The sequence below is a fragment of the Actinomadura rubrisoli genome, assembly GCF_004349215.1.
Taxonomy (GTDB): Bacteria; Actinomycetota; Actinomycetes; order Streptosporangiales; family Streptosporangiaceae; genus Spirillospora; species Spirillospora rubrisoli.
Genome location: NZ_SMKU01000537.1, coordinates 1 through 4,156, shown reverse-complemented (window position 1 = coordinate 4,156; position 4,156 = coordinate 1). Strand labels below are relative to the sequence as shown.

The 4,156-nt window shown below is 66.9% G+C and carries 4 protein-coding genes; 3 read left to right on the top strand and 1 reads right to left on the bottom strand.

The genetic code is table 11. The features are described 5' to 3' along the window. Positions 1-139 precede the first annotated feature (139 nt). Positions 140-868: a DUF4389 domain-containing protein gene (locus tag E1298_RS44830; RefSeq protein ID WP_131903468.1), complete on the top strand. Its 729-nt coding sequence runs from the start codon at positions 140-142 to the stop codon at positions 866-868. A gap of 142 nt (positions 869-1,010) precedes the next feature. Next, positions 1,011-1,451 carry a carboxymuconolactone decarboxylase family protein gene (locus E1298_RS44825; RefSeq protein ID WP_131903467.1) on the top strand — a complete coding sequence of 147 codons (441 nt, stop codon included), beginning with the start codon at positions 1,011-1,013 and terminating at the stop codon, positions 1,449-1,451. A gap of 253 nt (positions 1,452-1,704) precedes the next feature. On the opposite strand, the gene E1298_RS44820 is transcribed toward E1298_RS44825, so the two are convergent. Next, the gene (locus E1298_RS44820) at positions 1,705-2,574 is read right to left on the bottom strand and encodes an LLM class F420-dependent oxidoreductase (RefSeq protein ID WP_131903466.1); all 870 of its coding nucleotides are present in this window, start codon (positions 2,572-2,574) and stop codon (positions 1,705-1,707) included. Between the two features lie 707 nt (positions 2,575-3,281). On the opposite strand from E1298_RS44820, the gene E1298_RS44815 reads away from it, so the two are divergent. After that, the coding region (locus tag E1298_RS44815; protein ID WP_131903465.1) for a DUF222 domain-containing protein at positions 3,282-4,156 on the top strand (875 nt) is incomplete at its 3' end.

Genomic DNA, 4,156 nt, shown 5'->3' with positions numbered 1-4,156 from the left:
GGTGGGGAGGGGTGGTGACGCGGTTGTTGTGACGATGTGGGGGACGGGTTGACCGGCTGGCCAATCTAGGACGCTGCGGGCTCCTCGGCAGCGGGCGGCGTGCGATATACGCTCCGGGCAACCAGCCCAGGAGGCCCTGATGGCGGAGACCACGGCAGGCGCCGCGCCCGGTGGTGAGTGGCGGCCCACGCTCGATATCGACGGTCCGTCGGAGCAGTCGCGGGTCACAGTGCTCTTCCGCGCCATCCTGCTGATTCCGCAGGTCATCGTGGTGGTCGTGCTGGGCATCGTGGCGGACATCGTGGTGATCATCGGGTGGTTCGCGGCGCTGGCGCTGGGGCGGCTGCCGGACTGGGCCGCCGGGTTCCTCACCGGATACCTCGCGTGGTCCGTTCGGGTCGGCGCCTACGGTTACCTGCTGGTGGAGCAGTACCCGCCGTTCGCCTGGACGCCTGACGCCTATCCGGTGCGCGTCGAGGTGCGGCCGGGGTCGCTCAATCGCCTCGCGGTGCTGTTCCGGATCATTCTCATCATCCCCGCCGCGATCGTGTCGAACGTGGTGGCGACGGGCTGGGTCGTGGCCGGCTTCGTGATCTGGCTGATCGTGCTGATCCAGGGACGGATGCCGCCCGGGCTCTTCGAGGCGACCGCCGCCGTCGAGCGGTACATGATGCGCGTCCAGGCGTACGGGATGCTGCTGACCTCCGCGTACCCGAAGGACCTGTTCGGCGACGGTGAGGGCGGGCCTCGCGTCTCGGCGACCCGTCCGCTCACCCTGAGCGGGACGGCTCGTAACCTGATGGTGCTGTTCATCGTGCTGGGCGTGCTCGGGATCGTCCTGCAAGCCATCGCGCGGGCGTCGGGCTAGCCGTCGGTCGCTTCGACCACGTGTCACACCGTCCACGGCCACGTGTCACCACCGTCCATGGCCACGTGTCACCACCGTCCATGGCCACGTGTCACACCGTCCACGGCCGCGTCGTCTCCTTGGTGACGAAGGGAGACGACCTATGGCCCGCATGCTTCTGCAGGAGGCTTCGCCCGAGGTCTACAAGGGGTTCATCGACATCGCTCTCTTGATCCGGAAGGGCCCGCTGGATCCCTCGGTGCAGGAACTGATCAAGATCCGCGCTTCCCAGCTGAACGGCTGCGCCTTCTGCGTGGACGTGCACACCAGGGACGCGCGGAAGCTCGGCGAGCCCGAAGAGCGCATGTACCACCTGACCATCTGGCGGGAATCACACCTCTACAGCGAGCCGGAGCGCGCGGCGCTCGCCTACACCGAGGCCGTCACCCGCCGGGAGCCGGTGAGCGACGAACTGTGGGAGACGTTGCGCAAGCACTTCCCGGACGAGCGGGAACTCGGCGACCTCGTCGCGCTCGTGTCGCTGATCAACGCTCTCAACCTGTTCGGCGTTCCGCTGAAGCTGAGGCCGCCCGTTCGCGACTGAGCCGCTTCCTCGCAGGGCCCGAACGCCTTGTTGTGGACGGAGTTGCTTTCGTTCAGGAGCGAATCGCCTCTTGTGGAAGCGAACCGTCTTCTTGTGGAAGCGAACCGTCTTCTTGTGGAAGCGAACCGCCTCTTGCGCAAGCGAATCGTCTTCTTGCGGGAGTGAACCGCCTCGTTCGGGGAGTGAAGCGTCCGTTTGGGGCTGGGGCGGCCGTCCCGCGCGCCGGCCTCGGTGCACGGGACGGCCTTGGGCGTCATCGGCCGGCGGGGACGATCTTCCCGGTTTGCGCCAGGGCCTCGCCCAGGATGCCCGCCAGGTCCTGTCCCGCGCCCTGCGAGAAGATCACCTGGTCGATGCCGCGCTCGGCGAGTCGTCCGATCGTGTCGACCGACTGGTCGACCGACGGCGCCCCGGGGAGGAACGTCAGCGACGTCTTCTCGATGTCGGCGTAGTCGCGGCTCTCCCGCTCGCAGTGCTCACGGAGCACGTCCAGCTTGTGGGGCAGTTCGTCGCCGTCGAAGAGGTTGCAGGCGTCGGCATACCTGGCGACGAACCGCAGCGTCTTCTTCTCCCCGCCACCGCCGACCAGGATTGGCGGATGAGGCCGTCGTACCGCCGGCGGCGAGTTCAGCGGTCGTTCCAGGTGATAGTGCTCACCGTTGAATGCCGACTCGTCGCCTTTCCACATCTGGTGCGCGATCCGCAGCGTCTCCTCCAGGCGCTCGAACCGCTCGGCGACCGGTGGAAACGCCACGCCGAGCCCCCGCGACTCCTCCTCGTTCCACGCTGCGCCGATGCCTAGCCAAGCTCGTCCACCGGACAGGACGTCCAGCGTGGTCACTGTCTTGATCAGGAGGCCGGGGTGCCGGTAGGTGACGCCGGTGACCATCGTCCCAAGCGTGATCCGCTTGGTCAGCGCCGCCGCATACGCCAGCGCCGAGTAGCTCTCCAGCATTGGCTCGTCGGTCGGGCCCACCACCTGGATCTGGAAGAAGTGGTCCATCACCCAGAGCGAATGCAGCCCCGCCGCGTCGGCCTCGCGGGCGATCCGGCCGAACGTCGGGCCGATCTGCTCCGATCCGCCGGGGAAGGTGAAGCTGGGAACCTGGAGTCCGATGCGCATGTCAGATCCTTCTCGTTCCTTGTCAGAAGTGCTCGCCGTTGCAGTGCTCACCGTCGCGGCGGAAGTGCTCACCGTCGGAAGTGCTCACCCGTTGGAGCGCTCGCTGTCGCGTTTGAGTGCTCGCTCTCGGAAGAGCTCACTGCAACTGTGCGACCTGGAGTGCGCTCCAGGTCAACCCCGCCGAGGGCAGGCCCAGGTCAACCCTTCGTCTTCATGGTCCGCTTCAGCCAGGTCACGCCCAACCTCTTTCGCTGTGAGGACGGCGGCGCTCCTCAAATCGGCTGCCTCCGTGGGAGTTGCCTCGGGCGTTGTCGCTCTCCATTTTCTCTTGGAGGCGTATTGAATACGGCTAAAAGAGTGTGTGGCATTCACAATAAGTGTTCGGCGGCGGGGGCGGCGCTGCGTACGGGGCCGCCCCTCCAAAGTCAAGGGCGCTTCGCGTCGCTACGCGATAGGCCTCCGGCCTACCCTTGACTTCGGAGCCTCTGCGGCCCCTAAGGCAGCTTTCAAGGGGCAGGCTCCGCCTGCCCCCGCAGGACGCGCCGCCCCCACCGTCCTCTTCAGCCGGAGATCTGAAGCAAGTCCAAAATCGAATTCGATTCGGGGTGAGTGGCTTGGGATGGACGGGCTCTGGTGTGTCTTTGTGGTGACAATAGTCGGGCTGTTTTGAGGCTTGGAGTGGAGATGGTGCTCGATATAATTCTATTATGCGTTCGATCGCGATGGATCTAGATGGGGCGTCCACCATGGAATTGGTGAACGCCGCGTCGACGATCGCGGCCGAACTGGCTCACCGCGCGCCACCCGACTCCCCGGCCGCCTGCCTGGAGCTCACTGAGACCCTCGCCAGGACCTCTGATCTGCAGGAAAGCTGCATCGCCGACCTCTTGGGCGTCGTCGACGCCTCCGGAGAGGTGCGACGGTGGGGGCTTCCCTCCACTCAAGCCTGGCTGCGTACCCGGCTGGGTATGCGCGACAACCGCGCCAAAGAGCGGCTCACTCTGGCCCGCCAACGTCACCGCCTCACCCGCGTGACCAAGCTCTGGGCATCCGGCGAGCTGTCCCACGGCTATGCCGCCACCATCGCGAGTGCTGTCGCCCGCCTTGACAATGACGACTGCGGTGCGGCCGAAGAAATCCTGCTCGGCATGGTCGATCAGGGGTTCTCCGCCGGCAAGGTCGCCTCCTTCGGCAAGCGCATCCGCGACGTCATTGCCGAACGCGATGGCACCGAGCGCTCCGACGGGGAGTCCCGGCGCGGTTACGAACGCTCCTGGATCACCTCGACCCGTTCCCTGGACGGGGGCCGCTACTTAAAGGGCTGGCTCAACGCCGAAGACGCGGCGGTGTGGGAGGGCACGCTGGGGCCACTGGCCAAGCCGGCGGGCACCGACGACCGCCGCGACCTGTCCGAGCGCACCGCAGCCGCCCTCACCACCGTCCTGGCAGGCGGACACAAGGCCACCAAGGTCACGGTCATCTGCGACCTCGACACCCTCACCGGCGGTACTGCGCCCGCCCGCCTGACCGACGGGACCCCGATCCCGCCCCAGCAGGCCCGCCGCATCGCCCTGTCCGCCGG

Excerpts from the sequence above, each read along its gene's own strand:
- E1298_RS44830 (WP_131903468.1), top strand. The coding sequence starts at position 140 with ATGGCGGAGACCACGGCAGGCGCCGCGCCCGGTGGTGAGTGGCGGCCC.
- E1298_RS44820 (WP_131903466.1), bottom strand. The coding sequence starts at position 2,574 with ATGCGCATCGGACTCCAGGTTCCCAGCTTCACCTTCCCCGGCGGATCG.
- E1298_RS44825 (WP_131903467.1), top strand. The coding sequence starts at position 1,011 with ATGGCCCGCATGCTTCTGCAGGAGGCTTCGCCCGAGGTCTACAAGGGG.